The 17078-nt window shown below is 71.6% G+C and carries 13 protein-coding genes; 1 reads left to right on the forward strand and 12 read right to left on the reverse strand.

Going from position 1 to position 17078, the window contains the following annotated elements:
* Nucleotides 1-37: 37 nt before the first annotated feature.
* The 5 genes from whiA to uvrC all read right to left on the reverse strand — a co-directional run bounded on the left by whiA (nt 38) and on the right by uvrC (nt 6005).
* Nucleotides 38-1018 (reverse strand): DNA-binding protein WhiA, encoded by a 981-nt coding sequence (gene whiA, locus ACRWK8_RS08665; RefSeq protein ID WP_330094586.1) that lies wholly within the window; start codon nt 1016-1018, stop codon nt 38-40.
* 199 nt (nt 1019-1217) lie between these two features.
* A complete protein-coding gene (locus ACRWK8_RS08670; RefSeq protein ID WP_378739143.1) occupies nt 1218-1634 on the reverse strand; it encodes a DUF488 domain-containing protein in 417 nt (138 codons plus the stop codon).
* 66 nt (nt 1635-1700) lie between these two features.
* Nucleotides 1701-2678 (reverse strand): gluconeogenesis factor YvcK family protein, encoded by a 978-nt coding sequence (locus ACRWK8_RS08675; RefSeq protein ID WP_378739141.1) that lies wholly within the window; start codon nt 2676-2678, stop codon nt 1701-1703.
* Between the two features lie 391 nt (nt 2679-3069).
* Nucleotides 3070-3954: an RNase adapter RapZ gene (rapZ, locus tag ACRWK8_RS08680; protein ID WP_378739139.1), complete on the reverse strand. Its 885-nt coding sequence runs from the start codon at nt 3952-3954 to the stop codon at nt 3070-3072.
* Nucleotides 3951-6005 carry an excinuclease ABC subunit UvrC gene (uvrC, locus tag ACRWK8_RS08685; protein ID WP_431869458.1) on the reverse strand — a complete coding sequence of 685 codons (2055 nt, stop codon included), beginning with the start codon at nt 6003-6005 and terminating at the stop codon, nt 3951-3953. The genes rapZ and uvrC overlap by 4 nt, the downstream gene beginning before the upstream one ends.
* Before the next feature lie 179 nt (nt 6006-6184).
* Between uvrC and ACRWK8_RS08690 the strand changes: the two genes are divergently transcribed.
* Nucleotides 6185-7342 (forward strand): mechanosensitive ion channel family protein, encoded by a 1158-nt coding sequence (locus ACRWK8_RS08690; protein ID WP_378739135.1) that lies wholly within the window; start codon nt 6185-6187, stop codon nt 7340-7342.
* Between the two features lie 75 nt (nt 7343-7417).
* On the opposite strand, the gene ACRWK8_RS08695 is transcribed toward ACRWK8_RS08690, so the two are convergent.
* From ACRWK8_RS08695 to ACRWK8_RS08725, 7 genes are all read right to left on the reverse strand, one after another.
* Nucleotides 7418-7804, reverse strand: coding sequence for a Rieske (2Fe-2S) protein (locus ACRWK8_RS08695; RefSeq protein ID WP_378739133.1), 387 nt, complete (start codon nt 7802-7804; stop codon nt 7418-7420).
* A gap of 224 nt (nt 7805-8028) precedes the next feature.
* Nucleotides 8029-8397: a VOC family protein gene (locus tag ACRWK8_RS08700; RefSeq protein ID WP_378739131.1), complete on the reverse strand. Its 369-nt coding sequence runs from the start codon at nt 8395-8397 to the stop codon at nt 8029-8031.
* A 427-nt stretch (nt 8398-8824) separates the two neighbouring features.
* The gene (gene uvrA / locus ACRWK8_RS08705) at nt 8825-11659 is read right to left on the reverse strand and encodes an excinuclease ABC subunit UvrA (protein WP_378739129.1); all 2835 of its coding nucleotides are present in this window, start codon (nt 11657-11659) and stop codon (nt 8825-8827) included.
* A 348-nt stretch (nt 11660-12007) separates the two neighbouring features.
* Nucleotides 12008-13030 (reverse strand): TerC family protein, encoded by a 1023-nt coding sequence (locus ACRWK8_RS08710; RefSeq protein WP_378739127.1) that lies wholly within the window; start codon nt 13028-13030, stop codon nt 12008-12010.
* A 392-nt stretch (nt 13031-13422) separates the two neighbouring features.
* Nucleotides 13423-14505 (reverse strand): glycosyltransferase family 4 protein, encoded by a 1083-nt coding sequence (locus ACRWK8_RS08715; RefSeq protein WP_431869462.1) that lies wholly within the window; start codon nt 14503-14505, stop codon nt 13423-13425.
* Nucleotides 14502-16112, reverse strand: coding sequence for a murein biosynthesis integral membrane protein MurJ (murJ, locus tag ACRWK8_RS08720; protein WP_431869464.1), 1611 nt, complete (start codon nt 16110-16112; stop codon nt 14502-14504). Before murJ ends, ACRWK8_RS08715 begins: the two co-directional genes overlap by 4 nt.
* A complete protein-coding gene (locus ACRWK8_RS08725; RefSeq protein WP_431869500.1) occupies nt 16109-17017 on the reverse strand; it encodes a hypothetical protein in 909 nt (302 codons plus the stop codon). Before ACRWK8_RS08725 ends, murJ begins: the two co-directional genes overlap by 4 nt.
* Nucleotides 17018-17078: the final 61 nt, after the last annotated feature.

A 17078-nucleotide genomic window follows, 5' to 3' on the forward strand; every position in this document is an offset into this window, starting at 1 on the left:
ACGGTCGTGTTCCGGCGCGGTCGCGCCCGCAGAGCGGTCAGGGCACGAGCATGTCGGGAGTGAGGTTCGCCTCTGTTCCCTCGATGCCCAGGTCACTGGCCCGCTTGTCGGCCATCGCCAGCAGCCTGCGGATACGCCCCGCGATGGCGTCCTTGGTCAGCGGCGGGACCGAGAGCTGACCCAGCTCCTCCAGGGACGCCTGCTTGTGGGCCAGGCGCAGCTGCCCGGCGGCCACCAGGTGCTTGGGGGCTTCCTCCCCCAGGATCTCCAGGGCCCGCTCGACCCGCGCCCCCGCCGCGACCGCGGCCCGGGCGCTGCGCCGCAGGTTGGCGTCGTCGAAGTTGGCGAGCCGGTTCGCGGTGGCCCGCACCTCCCGGCGCATCCGGCGCTCCTCCCAGGCCAGGACGCTCTGGTGGGCTCCCAACAGGGTCAGCAACGCGCCGATGGAGTCGCCGTCGCGCACCACCACCCGGTCCACGCCGCGCACCTCGCGGGCCTTGGCGTGCACCTTCAGGCGCCGGGCCGCACCGACCAGGGCCAGCGCGGCCTCCGGGCCGGGGCAGGTGACCTCCAGGGACATGGAACGGCCCGGTTCCGTCAGGGAGCCGTGCGCGATGAAGGCACCGCGCCAGGCGGACTCGGAGTCGCAGGCCCCGCCCGCCACCACGTGGCGGGGCAGGCCGCGCACGGGGCGCCCGTTGTTGTCGACCAGGCCGGTCTGGCGGGCCAGGGACTCGCCGTCCTTGATCACCCGCACCACGTACCGGTTGCCCTTGCGCAGTCCGCTCGGGGAGAGCACCACCACCTCGGACTCGTGTCCGAAGACCTCCGAGATGTCCTTGCGCAGCCTCCGCGCGGCCGCGCCCGTGTCGAGCTCGGCCTCGATCACGATCCGGCCGCCCACGAGGTGCAGACCACCGGTGAACCGCAGGATGGTGGACACCTCCGCCTTGCGGCAGCATGGCTTGAGGATCGCCAGTCGGCTCAGCTCATCCTTCACCACGCCGGTCATCGCCATCGCCGCGATCCTCCCCTTGAACTGGCAGAACACCGGCACCGCACACCAGGGCACCGGGTGCCGCCACGGGCTGTTCCCTGGGCGGCTTTCTCGGTGCAGACTACGTGACGCGCGCCTTTACGCCGACCCCCGCACGGCGTGTCGCGATTCCTCAAGCCCAGATCACAGGCGGCGTGTCGCCCTTCGTGTCGGTGTGCGGTCAATTGCTCCCCGACCCCGGGGAGGGGTCCAGGAGGGACTCCAGGTGGTCCCTCAACACGATGGCGTGGTTGTGCTCGGTGTCCCTGGCCGCGTACAGGAGCGTGATGGGTCCCTCACGGGCCGCTTCGAGGAGGGGGTCGAGGACCTCCGGGCGGCGCTCCAGTTCGGCCCGGTAGCGGCGCGCGAACTCGTCGAAGCGGCTCGGGTCGTGCCCGAACCAGGTGCGGAGCGTGGGACTGGGTGCGGCGTCCTTGACCCACTCGTCCCCGTCGACCGCGCTCTTGCTCACGCCTCGGGGCCAGAGCCGGTCCACCAGGAACCGGGGCCCGGGCGGGGGTTCCTCCCCCTGCCCGGGGTGCTTCTCGGCGCGGACCTCGTCGTAGACGCGTTCCAGGTGGATGCGGTGATCAGCCATGAACCCACCCTTCCCCGACCCTGGTCACGGGCACCCCAGCCCGGCACCAACACCGGGAAGGCGGGTTCAGTCCTCCAGGACGTGCTCCAGGGCGGCGGCCAGTTTGTCCGCGTCATGGCGCGGGGTCCCGTCCCCCCGGCTCAGGTCGGCCAGTTCGAGCCGCCCGCCGAGCTGGTTGGTGACGGACAGGAGCGGCCCGACCTCGTCCACCGTGCCGGAGTCGGCCAGCACCACGTCCACCCCCAGCTTGGGCGCGTGCTCGTGGAGCACCTCGAGGTAGGTCTCGGGGCGGAAGTCGTCGGTCTCCCCCTGCTGGGGCGACAGGTTCAACACCACCAGCCGCTTCGCCCGCGTGGTGACCAGGGCGTGGGCCAGCTCCGGGACCAGCAGGTGCGGCAGCACGCTCGTGAACCAGGAACCCGGGCCGAAGACCACCCAGTCGGCCTCCCGCACGGCCTTGACCGCCTGCGGGCTGGCCGGGGGGTCCTCGGGGATCAGCGAGATGGAACGTACGCGGCCGCTGGTGCTCGCGCACGCCACCTGTCCGCGCACCGTGGTGAGCGCCTCCGGTTTCTCCGGATCGATCCCGGACACCTCCGCCGAGATCTCCAACGGCACCGACGACATCGGCAGGACCCGGCCGTGGGCGCCCAGCAGCTGTCCCACCCAGTCCAGCCCGGCCACCGAGTCACCGAGCAGTTCCCACAGGGCGACGATCAGCAGGTTGCCGACCGCGTGACCGTGCAGGTCCCCCTCCGAGCGGAACCGGTGCTGGAGCACCTGGCTCCAGGTGTGGCCCCACTCGTCGTCCCCGCAGAGCGCGGCCAGGGCCATCCTGAGGTCACCGGGCGGCAGCACGCCCAGTTCCTCGCGCAGTCGGCCGCTGGAGCCGCCGTCGTCGGCGACCGTCACGATCGCGGTGACGTCCGTGGTCACCCTGCGCAGCGCCGACAGTGAGGCGTGCAGGCCGTGCCCGCCCCCCAGCGCGACCACCCGGGGTGGCCGTGAGGCGTCGTCCCCGTCCGGAGCGGTGCTGTTCGACATGCCTTTGGCCTGCCCCCTCGTCCCGTGTCCGGTGGACGCGTCGGCCCGCCCCGGAAGGGGCGAGCGAACGGCCGACCCACGCCCCCGGCCCGCCGTGTCCCGGTCCCTTGGCGGACCGGCACCAACAATGACCGGGCCAATGTAAGGGAAGACGCCATTATTGGCGATTCGGTTCACCCACGGGCCTGGCGCGTGTCCGCGAGCACCAGGATGTCAGAGGTACGGGCGATCGGCCGTGAGCGTCACGGGGCCGTCACACCAGTGCGGCGAACCGTCTCCGGCGGCCCCGGGGGACACGAGTCCCCCGGGGTGGGTCCGGTGCGTTCACCACCAGGTCACGGACGTCCGGGCGACCGTGCCGCCGCCGACCCCGTGCTCGCCGGAACGCGCGTCACTCCCGGCCCACGTCCCGGTGGACCACGTGCACGTCCACGCCCTGCGCCCGCAGCCGCTCACCGAACTGCTCCGCCATGGCCACACTGCGGTGCTTGCCGCCGGTACAGCCCACCGCCAGCGTCATGTAGTGCTTGCCCTCGCGCTGGTACCCGGCGATGGTCAGCTTCAGGACCTCCGAGTACGCCTCCAGCATCTCCTTGGCGCCGTCCTGGGAGAGCACGTAGTCCCGGACCGGCTCGTCACGGCCGTTCATCGGCCGCAGGTCCGGCACCCAGTGCGGGTTGGGCAGGAACCGGCAGTCCAGGACCAGGTCGGCGTCGACCGGCAGGCCGTGCTTGAACCCGAAGGAGACCACGTTGGCGCGCGGGCGCACCTCGTCGCTCTCCCCGAAGAACCCGATCACCCGCGCCTTGAGCTGGTGCACGTTGAGCTGGGAGGTGTCGATGACCAGGTCGGCCTCGCCACGGATCGCGCGCAGCGTCTCCCGCTCACGGTCGATGCCGTCGGTCAGGCGACCGTCGCCCTGGAGGGGGTGGGGGCGGCGGACCCCCTCGAAGCGGCGCACCAGGGCGTCGTCACCCGCCTCCAGGTACAGCACCCGCGCGGTGATGTCGCGCTTGCGCAGTTCCTCCACCGTGGACAGCAGGTCCTCCGTGAAGGCGAGTGAACGCACGTCCACCACCACCGCCACCCGGGGAACCGCCCCGTGGGTGCGGCCCGCGAGCTCGATCATCGTGGGCAGCAGCCCGGGTGGCAGGTTGTCCACCACGAACCAGTCCAGGTCCTCCAGGGCCCTGGCCGCCGTACTCCGACCCGCACCGGACATCCCGGTGACGATGACCACGTCCGGCGGTAGCTCCCCGCCCAGTTCGACCGTCATGTGTCTCCTCCCCCGTCTGTGCCTTGCCTTGCCGTCGCCCCGTCACCCTCCGCGTCCCTCCGGCCGGGGCCACCGGACAGATGTGCGTGCACGGACTCGGCCAGTTTGGGGCCGATCCCGGGTACCGCCGCGATCTCCTCGGTACTCGCCGAGGCGAGTCTGCGCACCGAACCGAACTCCTTGATGAGGGCGGTCCTGCGCGCCGGACCCAGACCCGGCAGTTCGTCCAGGCTGCTCCCGGTGAGCGCCTTGGCGCGCTTCTGCCGGTGGTACTGGATGGCGAATCGGTGGGCCTCGTCGCGGACCCGCTGGAGGAGGTAGAGGCCCTCGCCCGCGCGCGGAAGGATCACCGGATCCTCGTCGTCGGGCAGCCACACCTCCTCCAGGCGCTTGGCCAGACCGCAGACGGCCACGTCCTCGATGCCGAGTTCGTCCAACGCGCGCCGCGCCGCCTCCGCCTGCGGGCGGGCGCCGTCCACCACCACCAGGTTAGGCGGATAGGCGAACTTGCCGGGCGCGGGCTCCTCGGAGGTGCCGCTCCCGCCCGTGAGCCCGTGCCCGTCGGTGTCCGCGTGGTCGTCGGTGCCGCCCATGCGGGCCACCTCACCGGCGCGCGCGCTCTCCTCCAGGTAGCGGCGGAACCGGCGCCTGACCACCTCGTACATGGCGGCCACGTCGTGCTGCTCCGCTCCTCCGGCCCCGCTGCCGCGCACGGAGAACCTCCGGTACTCGGACTTGCGGGCCAGGCCGTCCTCGAAGACCACCATCGAGGCCACCACGTGCTCGCCCTGGAGGTTGGAGATGTCGAAGCACTCGATGCGCAGCGGCGCCTCGGGCAGGTCCAGCGCCTCCTGGATCTCGTTCAGGGCGCGGCCCCGGGTGCTGAGGTCCCCGGCGCGGTGGGTCTTGTGCCGGGCCAGTGCCTCGCGGGCGTTCTTGTCCACGGTCTCCATGAGGGACTTCTTGTCGCCGCGCTGGGGCACGCGCAGGTCCACCGCCGCGCCCCGGTGCTCGGCCAGCCAGCTCGCCACGGCGTCGGGGTCGTCCGGCTCGTGGGAGACCAGGACCTCGCGCGGGATCGACGTGCCGGTGCCCTCGGTCTCCTCGGACCCGTCCAGGGAGCCGTAGAGCTGGCGCAGGAAGTTCTGCATGAGCTCCCCGGGGCTGGCGTCGGTCACCTTGTCCACCACGTAGCCGCGCTGACCGCGGATCCGGCCGCCCCGCACGTGGAAGATCTGGACCGCCGCCTCCAGCGGGTCGTCGGACATGGCGATGACGTCGCAGTCGGTGGAGTCGGGCAGGACCACGGCCTGCTTCTCCAGGGCGGCGCGCAGGGCCTCGATGTCGTCGCGGATCCGTGCGGCCCGTTCGTACTCCATCTCCTGGGCCGCTTCGGTCATCCGCGCCTCCAGCTGACGAATGAAGCGCCCGGTGTCCCCGGCCAGGAACGAACAGAAGTCCTCCGCCAGTTCGCGGTGCTCCTCGGGGCTGGCCCGGCCCACGCAGGGCGCCACGCACTTGCCGATGTAACCGAGGAGGCAGGGGCGGCCGCTGTTGCGCGCGCCCCGGAACACCCCCGGCGAGCAGGTGCGCACGGGGAAGACCCGCAGCAGCAGGTCGACGGTCTCGCGGATCGCCCAGGCGTGCGAGTAGGGGCCGAAGTAGCGCACGCCACGGCGCTTGGCGCCCCGCATCACCTGGACTCGGGGGAACTCCTCGTTGAGGGTCACCGCCAGGTAGGGGTAGCTCTTGTCGTCGCGGTACTTGACGTTGAAGCGCGGGTCGTACTGCTTGATCCAGGAGTACTCCAGCTGGAGGGCCTCGACCTCGGTGCCGACGATCGTCCAGTCGACGTCGGCGGCGGTGGAGACCATCTGCTGGGTACGGGGGTGCAGTCCGGCGAAGTCCCGGAAGTAGGAGGACAGCCTCGACCGCAGGTTCTTGGCCTTGCCCACGTAGATGACCCGGCCGGAGGCGTCCCGGAATCGGTAGACGCCCGGCTCGGTCGGGATGGACCCGGGGGCGGGGCGCAGGTGAGGAGTCGCAGCCATACCCCCATTCTGGTCGCTCCCGGGGACAGACGGCCACCGGTCCGCGCGACGCGCCCCCGTGGAGCGGGTCACTCCGGAGGAATCAGTACAAGCAAACGTCACGATTGGATATCTGCATGGTCTAGGTTGGGCGGGTACAGCTGAACTTCCCGACATGAACGACAAGGGGGCGCTTCGACGTGTCCGTCTCCCAGTGGATCGCGATCGGCATCGCCGTCTCGGTCTCGATGGCCCTGGTCTTCATCCTCCAGTGGCTGCTCAACCACAAGTTGGGCAAGGTCTGGCCGATGGCCCGCTACGTGGTCGCGCGTTCGGCGGTCACCGCGTACACCGCCGCGGCGGTCGCCGGGGCCAACCTCGCGCTCCCCAGTCGGGGGGACGTGGCCTGGAGCACCTTCCAGACCATCGACCACGCGATGACGATCCTGATGATCGGCACCCTGACCGCGCTCGGGATCAGCCTGGCCTACGCGGCCACCGACATGGTGCTGGAGCGCCTCTCCGCGCGCAACGGCGACGCCGACCGCCGGGCCCGCCGACTCCAGACCCAGGTACGGCTGCTGCGCAGGGTCATCACCTCGGTCATCGTGGTCCTGGCCATCGCCTCCATCCTCTTCACCTTCCCCGAGGTCCAGGCGCTCGGCGCCGGGCTCCTGGCCTCCGCCGGTGTCATCGGTATCGTCGCCGGTGTCGCGGCCCAGTCGACCCTCGGAAACCTGTTCGCGGGACTCCAGCTGGCCTTCAGCGACGCCCTGCGCATCGGGGACGTCGTCGTGGTCGAGGGCGAGTGGGGCCGGGTCGAGGAGCTCAGCCTGGTCAACGTCACCATCAAGATCTGGGACGAGCGCCGACTGGTCGTCCCGGTCGCCAACTTCACCACCACCAGCTTCGAGAACTGGACCAAGGCCGGGACCAACATCACCGCCAAGGTCCAGCTCCCCCTGGACTGGGAGGTGCCCATCGCGGACCTGCGCGAGGAGACCGGGCGGCTGATCACCGCCAGCAGGTTCTGGGACGGGCGCAGCTGGTCCTGCCAGGTCGTGGACATCACCGACTCCGGTGAGGTCATGGTCCGGGTGGTGGCCACCGCCTCCGACACCGGCAACCAGTGGAACATCGCCTGCGAGATCCGCGAGCACCTGGTCACCTGGTTGGCCACCAACTACCCCGAGTCCCTGCCGCGCAACCGCACGGAGTTCATCAGCGCCGGGGACGACGAGTCCGACTACGCGGCGCGGTTCCCGACCTCGGCGTTCCGCCGGGCCTCTCCCGCCCCGGTCGCGGCCCACGACGACAGCGAGGGTTCGGCGCAGTCGGGCAACCCCGAAGAGGTCTGACGCCCCGTACCCCGCCCCGTACGCACGCGGAGCCCCACCGAGAGTTCGGTGGGGCTCCGTCGTGCGTGGGCCGGGTCAGTCGAGGATGATGTCGGTCCCGTCGATGGTGACGGTGAACTTCTCCAAGGGCTCCTCCGCCGGGCCCGTGACGACCTCGCCGGAGACGATGTCGAACTCGCTCCCGTGGCAGAGGCAACGGATGACCTCGTCCTCGACCTCCTGGACCGTGCAGCCGCCGTGGGTGCAGGCGGCGCTGAAGGCCCGGTACTCGCCCTCCTCGGGCTGGGTCACCACCAGCTTGCTGTGGCTGAAGACCGCCCCGCCGCCCTCCGGAACGTCCGTGGTCTGACCGACCACGTGGCCCCGGCGCACCTCCTGGGGGTCCGGGGGCTGACCGCAGGCGCTCACGGCGGTCACGGCGGCCGCCGCCCCCGCCGTTCCGAGCAGACGACGCCTGCTCACCCCGCACCCGCATGTCCTCGTTCCAGCCACGACCGACCGCTCCTCACCTGCGCCTGAATTCCACTACGAATCGTAGTAGGTCGGCTCGGGTGCCCCGCACCGGCCCCTGCTCGCGCGGTCGGCGGTCCTCCCCCGCCGCAGGCTTCCCAGGGCCGAGGAGAACCGGTCGGCGCCCTCAGCCAGTCGACCGAACGGAGGGGGCGCACACCGGTGACCTACGGCGGTCACGCCCTGAACTCCAGGCAGAAGGGGTGACCGGCCGGGTCGGCGTAGACCCGGTACAGGTTCTCGGGCCGCTCCTCGGACACGGCGAGCAGACGCGCGCCCAACTCCAGCACCCGGGCGTGGGCCGCCCCGATGTCCTCGACCATGATCTCGAAGTGCATCTGTTGGGGGCGCTCGGGATCCGGCCAGGCCGGGGCCCGGTGGTCCTCCACCCGTTGGAAGTCGATCACGGGCCGGGTCCCGTCACCGATCCCCGCCCAGTCGCGGTCACGCCTGGTGACCGGGAGCCCCAGGAGTTCGGAGTAGAAGTCGGCCAGGGCCCCGGGATCGGGGCAGTCGACGGTCACGGCGCGCAGTCGTCCAAGCATGGGGACAGCCTGTCAGACGGGAAGGGGACGGCCCCGCCTTGACGGCACCGAGAGTCGTGTCCGCGTTCCCCACTCCACCCCCACCCGAGTCGATCACCTCAAGGAATCGCCATGACCACCACCGAGACCGTAACGGCCGAGCTCACCACCAACCACGGCGTGATCAGGTGGAACTGCTGCCCGACCACGCACCCGTGACTGTCGCGAACTTCGTGGAGTTGGCGGAGAGCGCAAGGGAGAACGCGTCGCCCCGAGGACCGGGCAGCGATGGCAGGGCCCGCGCGTGGGCCGTTCGCGGGCCGTCGGGAGGGGCGGCGTCTCCCGTGGCCCACGGAGCCGGAGCACGAAGACCGGCGCTCACACTGGGACCCGTTCCCGCACACGACACGGCGCCCGCACGGAGACCGTGCGGGCGCCGGAACGCGGGTCAGAGCATCTTGGCGAGGAACTGACCGGTGTAGGACTCCGCGACCGCGGCGACCTCCTCCGGGGTGCCCTCGGCCACGAGCGTGCCACCGCCGGAACCGCCCTCGGGTCCCATGTCGATGACGTGGTCGGCCGTCTTGATCACGTCGAGGTTGTGCTCGATGACGATCACCGTGTTCCCGGTGTCGGTCAGCCGGTTGAGGACCCCCAGCAGCTTGCGGATGTCCTCGAAGTGCAGACCGGTGGTGGGCTCGTCGAGCACGTACACGGTGCGGCCGGTGGACCGGCGCTGGAGCTCGGCGGCGAGCTTCACGCGCTGGGCCTCGCCGCCGGAGAGCGTCGTGGCGGGCTGGCCCAGGCGCACGTAGCCCAGACCGACGTCGGCCAGCGTCTGGAGGTGGCGGCGGATCGCGTTGACCGGCTCGAAGAACTCCAGGGCCTCCGCGATCGGCATGTCCAGCACCTCGGCGATGTTCTTGCCCTTGTACTTCACCTGGAGGGTCTCGCGGTTGTACCGCGCCCCGTGGCAGACCTCGCAGGGCACGTACACGTCCGGCAGGAACTGCATCTCGATCCGGAGCGTGCCGTCGCCGGAGCAGGCCTCGCAGCGGCCGCCCTTGACGTTGAACGAGAACCGGCCGGGCTGGTAACCGCGCGTCTTGGCGTCGGTGGTCTGCGCGAACAGTTTGCGCACGTGGTCGAAGACCCCGGAGTAGGTGGCCGGGTTGGAGCGCGGCGTGCGACCGATCGGACTCTGGTCGACGTGCACCACCTTGTCGACCTTGTTCATCCCGTTCACCCGCAGGTGGCGGCCGGGCACGTCGCGCGCCCCGTTGAGCTCCTTGGCCAGGGCCTTGTACAGGATCTCGTTGACCAGGGTGGACTTGCCCGAACCGGACACACCGGTGACCGCCGTGAACACGCCCAGCGGGAACGACACGTCGATGCCGTGCAGGTTGTTCTCCCGCGCACCCCGGACCACGAGCTCGTGCCCCCTGGTCAGCGGGCGCCGCTCGGACGGGAGCTCGATCGCGCGCCGACCGGCCAGGTAGTCGCCGGTCAGCGAGTCGGACGAGGTGAGCAGCTCGTCCACGATGCCCGTGACCACGACGTGCCCGCCGTGCTCGCCCGCGCCGGGACCGATGTCCACGACCCAGTCGGCGGCGCGGATGGTGTCCTCGTCGTGCTCGACCACGATGAGCGTGTTGCCGATGTCGCGCAGTCTCTGGAGGGTCTCCAGCAGCCGGGCGTTGTCGCGCTGGTGCAGGCCGATGGAGGGCTCGTCCAGGACGTACAGAACGCCCACCAGACCGGACCCGATCTGGGTGGCCAGCCGGATGCGCTGGGCCTCGCCGCCGGAGAGCGACCCGGAGGAGCGGGCCAGGCTCAGGTAGTCCAGCCCCACGTCCAGCAGGAAGCCCAGCCGGGCGTTGATCTCCTTGAGCACCTGCGCGGCGATGACCATGTCACGGTCGGAGAGCCGGAGCCCGGCCAGGAAGGCGGCGCTCTCGCCGAGCGCCATGGAGGCGACGTCCGCGATCGACTTACCGCCGACCGTCACGGCGAGGACGACCGGCTTGAGCCGGGTGCCGTCACAGGTGGGGCACGGCACCGAGCGCATGTAGCCCTCGAGGCGCTCGCGGGTGTGGTCGCTCTCCACCTCGGAGTGGCGGCGCTTCACCCAGGGGATCACGCCCTCGAACTCCGTGTAGTAGGAGCGGTTGCGCCCGTACCGGTTCCGGTAGCTGACGTGGACCTGGGTGTCGTGGCCCTCCAGGATCGCCTTGCGCGCGCGGCGCGGCAGCCGCTCCCAGGAGGTGTCGGTGTCGAACCCCACGGCCTCACCCAGCGCCTTGAGGATGCGTTCCCAGTAGCCGCCGTTGGGCCCGCCCGACCAGGGCGCGATGGCCCCCTCGGCCAGGGTCTTCTCCGGGTCGGGGACCAGCAGGTCCGCGTCGACCTCCATGCGGGTGCCCAGGCCGGAGCAGTCGGGGCAGGCGCCGTAGGGCGCGTTGAAGGAGAAGGAGCGCGGTTCGAGCTGCTCGAAGGAGAGGTCGTCGTAGGGGCAGTAGAGGTGCTCGGAGAAGACCTTCTCCCGCTCGGGGTCGTCGCTCTCCAGGTCCACGAAGTCCAGGACGATGGTGCCGCCGGCCAGCTTGAGCGCGGTCTCCACCGAGTCGGTGAGCCGCCCGTTCGCGCCGGGCTTGACGGCGAGGCGGTCCACGACCACGGCGATGTCGTGCTTGTCGTAGCGGCCGAGCTTGGGCGCCTCGTCCAACCGGACCGCCTGGCCGTCGACGACGGCGCGCGTGTAGCCCTTGGACTGGAGGTCCTTGAAGAGTTCGACGTACTCGCCCTTGCGGCCGCGCACGACCGGGGCGAGCACCTGGAAGCGGGTGCCCTCGGTCATCTCCATGACCCGGTCGACGATCTGCTGCGGCGTCTGCCGGGCGATCTCGCGGTGGCACTCCGGACAGTGCGGAACGCCCACGCGGGCCCAGAGCAGGCGCAGGTAGTCGTAGACCTCGGTGATGGTGCCCACCGTGGACCGCGGGTTGCGGCTGGTCGACTTCTGGTCGATCGAGACCGCCGGGGACAGCCCCTCGATGAAGTCGACGTCGGGCTTGTCCATCTGACCCAGGAACTGGCGGGCGTACGCGGAGAGGGACTCGACGTAGCGGCGCTGGCCCTCGGCGAAGATCGTGTCGAAGGCGAGCGAGGACTTGCCCGAACCGGACAGGCCGGTGAACACGATCATGGAGTCGCGCGGCAGGTCCAGCGACACGTCCTTGAGGTTGTGCTCCCGTGCTCCACGGACCACGAGTTGTTCGACCATCGAGTGAGACATCCTTCGGCTCTGACGCACAGGACGCGGACCACGTCGAAGTGACGTCGGTGGACCCGTGTATGGCTTCGCGTTGAGGCGGTCGCGGACCCCCGCGGGGCCGCCGCGGCTCCGGAACCGGGCCGCTCAGGGGATGTCGGGGAATGGTGACGCGACACCCCGTCCGACCACAGTAACGATCACCCGGGGCGGTTTCTTCCGCCACGCGAAAATGGTGGTGCCCCGACGCGTGTGCGTCGGGACACCACCACTATAAACGAACAACCGTTCGAACGAGGTGGGTTTCCGCGGTTGCCCGGAGCGGACTCCGGAAACGTCCGGGAACGGGGCGGTTCGGGGTCAGGAGCGGTCGGCCGTGGCGTCCTCGTCCTTGCCCTCGACCTCGGCCTCGCGGCGCTGGTCGACGCCGGACTTGATCAGACTGCCGACGATGGTGATGGTCATGATGCCCAGGATCACGGTGAGCGAGGTGCCGATGCCGATGTCGATGACGTGCACGCCGTTCTCGTGGAGCGCGTGCAGGATCATCTTCACGCCGATGAACACCATGATCGCGGACAGGCCCCAGCTGATGTAGGCCAGGCGGTCCATCAGTCCGGCCAGCAGGAAGTACAGCTGGCGCAGGCCCATGAGGGCGAAGGCGTTGGCGGTGAAGACGATGTAGGCGTCCTGCGTCAGGCCGAAGATGGCCGGGATGGAGTCGACGGCGAAGACGAGGTCGATGACGCCGATCGCGACGATCACCAGCAGCATCGGGGTCACGTGGCGGCGGCCGTCGAGCTTCACGGTCAGCTTGGCGCCGTGGTAGTCCTTGGTCACCGGCCAGAAGCGCTTCACCAGGCGCACGACGGGCGTCTGCGTGAAGTCCTTGTCCTCCTCGTCGCCCTTCACGTGGTCACGGACGATCTTGTAACCGGTGTAGATGAGGAAGACGCCGAAGAGGTAGAAGACCTCGCTCCAGGCGTTGATGACCTGCGCGCCCAGCACGATGAAGAAGCCGCGCATGACGATCGCGATGACGATGCCGACGAGCAGGACCTCGTGCTGGTACTTCTTCGGGACCGCGAACGCGGTCATCAGAAGGTAGAACACGAAGAGGTTGTCGATGCTCAGGCTCTTCTCGGTGACGAACCCGGCGAAGTACTCGGCGCCCGACGTCGGGCTGCCGAAGTACATGACCCCGAAGCCGAACACGATGGCGATGCCGATGTAGAAGACGGCCCACCAGGAGGCCTGCTTGATCCCGAACTCCTTGGGACCCTTGGTCTTGCTCCACGGGTGGTCGACGATCACCAGGTCCAGGGCGAGGATCAGCACCATGGCCGCGATGGTGGCGGCCCAGACCCACAAAGGAACGTTCACTGACGGATTCTCCTCCGGTCGGTGCGCGCGAGCAGTTTGCACGCACAGCAGATAACCGGAGGTCTCTCCCGCTCACGTCCGAGGACGTGAACCGACGGAACCGGGAGCACGCCGTTGTACTCCGTGATGACGGCACCGCCGCGACAGGGATACTCCCCTCACGTGGTGAAGCAGGTGACGCAGGCGCGTAGAGCGCACCAGAACAGGTTACGCCATCCGAGCCGGTACTCAGCATGGCATCGAAATCCTCTCCGGGGAAGTCACCCACGCGGCGGTACGCACCCCTCCCCGGAGACACGTCTTTCACACCCGTCGGACATGCCGCGCCGCGACCGTCCGGGCCCGGGCGCGGCGTGTCCGGTCCACGGCCCGGATGGGGCGGACCGCCACGCTCACCAGCGCGCCACCGACTTGTACACCGAGCACGCCGCCTCCACCGCGTCCTCCTCCGAGGGCAGCCTGCGGGCGGCCTCCCGGGAACGGGTCCGCAGGTCGGCGGCGAGGTCGGGGTCGTCCAGGACCCGACCGACCGCCGACGCGAAGGCGGCCGGGTCGCCGGGCGGCACCATCAGGACCGTCCCCGAGTAGAGGTCGGGGATGCCGCCCACACGGGTGGAGACCACCGGCAGACCGGCCCGCAGCGCCTCCATGATGACCAGCGAGGGCCCCTCCCACTGGCTCGTGAGGCAGAACACGTCCGCCGCCGCCAGCAGGTCCGCCACGTCGGAGCGGTGCCCGAGCATGCGCACGTCCCCCGGCATCCCGGCGGCGGCGTCGTGCAGCTCACCCCACAGCGGGCCGTCCCCGGCGATGGCCACCACGGGTTCGGGTGTCCGGTCCGCGATCGCCGGCGCCGCCGCCAGCAGGGTGTCCAGTCCCTTCTGTTCCGCGAGCCGGGCCACCGTCAGCAGCAGCGGACGGTCGGGCTCCACCGCCAGGTCGGCCCGTGTCTCCGACCGCCCCCTCAGCGGCCTGCCCGTCTCCGGGGCGGCCACCACCGCCATCCGGGCGTCCTTCGCCCCCGCCGCCGCGAGTCTGCGCACGAGGTCACCGGAGACCCCCAGGACCACCTGCGCGCGATGGGCCACGATCCGCTCCAGCACCGGGTAGACCGCGCCCAGGACCCCGCCGACCACGGGCGGGGCGTTGTGCGCGGTGACCACCAGCGGCCGGGCCCCCGCCAGGGCGCACAGGGCCCCGGCCCGCAGTCCGTGCGCGTGCACCACGTCCGCCCCGCGCAGCAGCGCGTTCAACCGCAGCACCACCCCGGGGTCGCCCGGCGCGGGCGAGGGCCCGATCGGCACCGGGGAGAAGCGCATGCCCAGTGACGAGAACCCGAACTCCCGGTCGGCGGAGGGCGGTCCGACCACCGCCACCCGGAACCCCCGGCCCACCAGCCCCTCACCCAGTGAGCGCACGTGGCGTCCCACCCCGCCGCTGACCGTCCCCACGACCAACGCGATCCTGCCGTTCACCGTGACTCCCTCCCTCGTTGACGCATGTTCCGAGCACGGTCCACGACCGTGCGCAGCGCGGAGCGGTCCACCAGGACCGCCGCCCCGCCGAAGACCACCATCGCCGCGCACCCCGCCGCGACGGCGACGAGCACCGTCCAGCCGATCCCGTCTCCCAGGACCCGGACCAGCTCCGTGGCCACCCCCCGCCCGGCCAGCCACCCCGCGCAGCCGGCGACCAGCGCCGCCCACAGGGATCGGCCCAGCCCGGACAGCGCGCCGCCCCCGTGGACCCGCGCGACCCCCGCGCACAACAGGGCGGCGGCCAGGCTGAGTCCCGTGGTGCTCGCCGCGCCCAGCCCGGCGATGGACCATCCCGGTGGCAGCGACCACACCAGCCCCACTGCGCACGCCATCACCACCAGCCATCCCACGATCTGCGCGGTGGCGGCGGAGCGCCCGTGGTGGGACGCGTACAGCGCCCGGCTGAGCAGCGCCACCAGACCGAAACCCACCACCCCCGGGGCGTAGGTCAGCAGGGCCCGTTCCAGCGGTGCCGGTTCCACCTGCGCGAAGACCTCCGCCAGCGGTCCGGCCGCCGCCGCCAGGGCCGTCCCCACCCCCGCGGTGATCACCACGCAGGCCCGCGCGCTCCCCGACAGCAGACGGTCGAACCCGGCCCGGTCCCCCTCGGCGTCGGCCACCGCCAGCGCGGTGAAGGCACTGGTCGCGATGGGAACGGCGATCACCCCGTAGGGCAGGGTGAACAGTGCCCAGGCATAGCTGTAGAGCACGGAGGCGCCCGCTCCCCCGCCCCAGTTGGCGAGGGCGACCGACAGCAGCAGGCTCACCTGCATGGCCACCAGCGGCAGCAGGGAGGCCAGGGCCAGGGCGCGCACCCGCGCGCCCACGCCGGGAGGGAAGGTCACGCGGGGGCGCAGCCGCAGCCCGAGCCCCCAGCCGGGGCCGAGCACCGTGAGGAAGAGCGCCACCACCCCGGCGGTCGTGCCCAGGGAGAGCACGAGTTCGGCGGAGACCGGCAGGGCGCCGAGGTCCTGCCGGTGGTCGGCGCCCAGGGGCACGAACACCAGGTAGGCGGCGATGACGACGAGGCTGGACACCAGGGGCGCCAGCGCGGGGGCCAGGAACCGGCGGTGGGACTGGAGCACGCCGTAGAGCACCGCGGCGAGCCCGTAGAAGACGATCTGCGGCGCGAACACCACGAGCATGCGGGCGGCCAGACCGACCAGCGCGGCGTGGTCGCAGCCGACCCCCGCCCCCAGCAGCAGGGTCATCGCCGGAACCGAGACGAGCGCCAGCAGCGTGGCCAACGGCAGGGAGAGCAGCAGCACCCAGGTGACCAGCGCCGAGGCGGTGTGGCGGACCTGCTCGTGGTCGCCTCGCCGCACCGAGGCGGCCAGGACGGGGACGACCATGGCGGTCAGGGCGCCGCCGATGACGATCTCGAACAGCACGGCGGGGAGCTGGTTGGCGGTGACGTAGGCGGTGCCCAGGCAGGTGTCGCCCACGGTCTGGGAGAAGACGACGGTGCGGCCGAACCCGGCCAGGCGGGCGCCCACGGTGACCACCGCGATGAGCGCCGCCGCCGTGGCGACCCCGCGGGTCACCCCGGAGCCGGTGCGGCGGTGGAGCGCCGTGCGCGCGGCACGGGCTCCGCTCCGCCTCGGGCCGTGCTCCGCCCGGCTCCGTTCGGTGCGGGGGGCCCGGACGGGTGGTCGGCTGTGGGGCGCCCGGCCCCGTGGGAGCCGGAGTCCGCGCGTCCCCACCGGTCCAGCCGGTTCAACACGGGGACGCGCTCGATCACCTGGGAGAAGCTGGTGCGCTCGCTGGCCAGGGTCAGGCCGACCACGGCGCCGAGCAGGGCCAGGCGGACCGGTCGCGGCGCACGGGCGGCGGCGGCCACGCCCAGAGCGGCACCGAGAGCGTTGGCCCCGGCGTCACCGAGCATCGAGCGTTCGGCCAGCTCGTCGGGGAGCAGGGCGGCCGAGGCTCCCAGCACCGGGCCCAGCAGCGGCGCGGCCGGGGAGGCCAGCGCGGGTGCCGAGGCGAGCAGCGCGAACTTCACGGCCCGTCCGGGCCGGAGGTCGAAGAGGTTGACCAGGTTGGCGCTGGCCGCGATCAGGGCACCGTCCACCAGGGTGTCCAGCGGTCCCCGGCGCAGCAGATACGCGGAGGCCAGCCCCGTGGCGCCGATCCCGGCCATCTTGACCGCGCCGGTGGTCACCTCACCGTGGGCCAACGCGCCCAGGTGTCCGCGCAGCCCCTTGGCCCGCGTGTTCCCGGCCAGGTCGTCGTAGGCGCCGAAGGCGGCCGAGGACGCGGCGGCCAGGGAGGCGGCGGCGCGCACGCGCGGGGTGAGGCCGGGGGCGAGCACGCAGGCGGCGCACACGCCCGAGGCCAGGGCCGGGCCCTCCTGGAGGGTGACGGTGCGGCCCCGGAAGTTGACGCGCCGCCAGGCCGGGGACCGGTCGCCGACCCGGTTGAGCACCGTGTAGGCGGAGCGGGCGGCCAGGGCGCCGAGGGCGGCGCCGGTCAGCCCGCGGACCACCTGGGAGGCGGCGGAGGTCCGGGCC

The sequence above is a fragment of the Nocardiopsis eucommiae genome (genome assembly GCF_965344335.1).
Taxonomy (GTDB): Bacteria; Actinomycetota; Actinomycetes; order Streptosporangiales; family Streptosporangiaceae; genus Nocardiopsis; species Nocardiopsis eucommiae.